The following is a 1974-nucleotide window of genomic DNA, read 5'->3' on the forward strand; positions in this document are numbered from 1 at the left end:
GGTTATCCACAAGTTCACACCACCCCATTTTTCAGAACTCAGGAGCAAATTCAACATGGCCAAAATCATCGGCATCGACCTCGGCACCACCAACTCGTGCGTGTCGATCATGGAAGGCAACACCACGCGCGTGATCGAGAACTCGGAAGGTGCCCGCACCACGCCGTCGATCGTCGCGTACCAGGAAGACGGTGAAGTGCTGGTCGGTGCCTCGGCCAAGCGCCAGGCCGTGACGAACCCCAAGAACACGCTGTACGCGATCAAGCGTTTGATCGGCCGCAAGTTCGAAGAAAAAGAAGTGCAGAAGGACATCAACCTGATGCCCTACAGCATCGTCAAGGCCGACAACGGCGACGCCTGGGTCGAGGTGCGCGGCAAGAAAATGGCGCCTCAGCAAGTCAGCGCCGACATCCTGCGCAAGATGAAGAAAACCGCTGAAGACTACCTTGGCGAAACGATCACCGAAGCCGTCATCACGGTGCCGGCGTACTTCAACGACGCGCAGCGCCAGGCCACCAAAGACGCCGGTCGCATCGCCGGCCTGGACGTGAAGCGAATCATCAACGAGCCCACAGCAGCCGCCTTGGCCTTTGGCCTCGACAAGCAGGAAAAGGGCGACCGCAAGATCGCCGTGTATGACCTGGGTGGCGGTACTTTCGACGTGTCGATCATCGAGATTGCCGACGTCGACGGAGAAAAACAGTTCGAAGTGCTCGCCACCAATGGCGATACCTTTCTGGGCGGCGAAGACTTCGACCAGCGCATCATCGAATACATCATTGCCGAGTTCAAGAAGGAACAAGGCGTCGATCTGGGCAAGGACGTGCTCGCACTCCAGCGCCTGAAGGAAGCTGCAGAGAAGGCAAAAATCGAGTTGTCGAACGGCGCGCAAACAGACATCAACCTGCCTTACGTGACGGCCGATGCATCGGGTCCGAAGCACCTGAACATCAAGCTCAGCCGCGCCAAGCTGGAGAGCCTGGTCGACGAGCTGATCGAACGCACCATCGCACCGTGCCGCCTTGCCATCAAGGACGCCGGCATCAGCGTGAGCGACATCAACGACGTGATTCTGGTCGGCGGCATGACCCGCATGCCGAAGGTGCAGGAGAAGGTCAAGGAGTTCTTCGGCAAGGAGCCGCGCAAGGACGTGAACCCCGATGAAGCCGTGGCCGTCGGCGCCGCCATTCAGGGCCAGGTGCTGTCCGGCGACCGCAAGGACGTGCTGCTGCTCGACGTGACCCCGCTGTCGCTCGGCATCGAAACCATGGGCGGTGTCATGACCAAGATGATCGTGAAGAACACGACCATCCCAACCAAGTTTGCGCAGACCTTCTCCACGGCAGAAGACAACCAGCCGGCAGTGACCATCAAGGTGTTCCAGGGCGAACGCGAGATCGCTTCGGGCAACAAGGCGCTGGGCGAGTTCAACCTCGAAGGCATCCCGTCCGCCGCACGCGGCACGCCGCAGATCGAGGTGAGCTTCGACATCGACGCCAACGGCATCCTGCATGTCGGCGCCAAGGACAAGGGCACCGGCAAGGAAAACAAGATCACCATCAAGGCGAACTCGGGCTTGAGCGAAGACGAGATCCAGAAGATGGTGAAGGACGCCGAGCTCAATGCGGCCGACGACAAGAAAAAGCTGGAGATCGTTCAGGCCCGCAACCAGGGCGAAGCGATGGCGCACAGCGTGAAGAAGTCGCTGGCCGAGCATGGCGACAAGCTCGAAGCCGGCGAAAAGGAATCGATCGAAGCTGCGATCAAGGACGTCGAAGAAGCGCTCAAGGGCGAAGACAAGACGTTGATCGAAGAGAAGACCAACACGCTGATGACCGTGAGCCAGAAGCTCGGTGAAAAGATGTACGCCGATGCGCAAGCCGCAGCCGGTGCTGCCGGCGGCGCAGCGGCTGGCCCGCAAGCGGCAAGCGCGCCGGCCGACGACAACGTCGTCGACGCCGAAGTCAAGGAAGT

Annotated in this window: 1 protein-coding gene; it reads left to right on the plus strand. The window is 60.2% G+C overall.

Going from position 1 to position 1974, the window contains the following annotated elements; all coding sequences use genetic code 11:
• Positions 1 to 55 precede the first annotated feature (55 nt).
• The coding region (gene dnaK / locus QN397_RS26525; protein WP_323502509.1) for a molecular chaperone DnaK at positions 56 to 1974 on the plus strand (1919 nt) is incomplete at its 3' end.

The sequence above is a fragment of the Variovorax sp. RTB1 genome (genome assembly GCF_035018765.1).
Lineage (GTDB): Bacteria > Pseudomonadota > Gammaproteobacteria > Burkholderiales > Burkholderiaceae_C > Variovorax.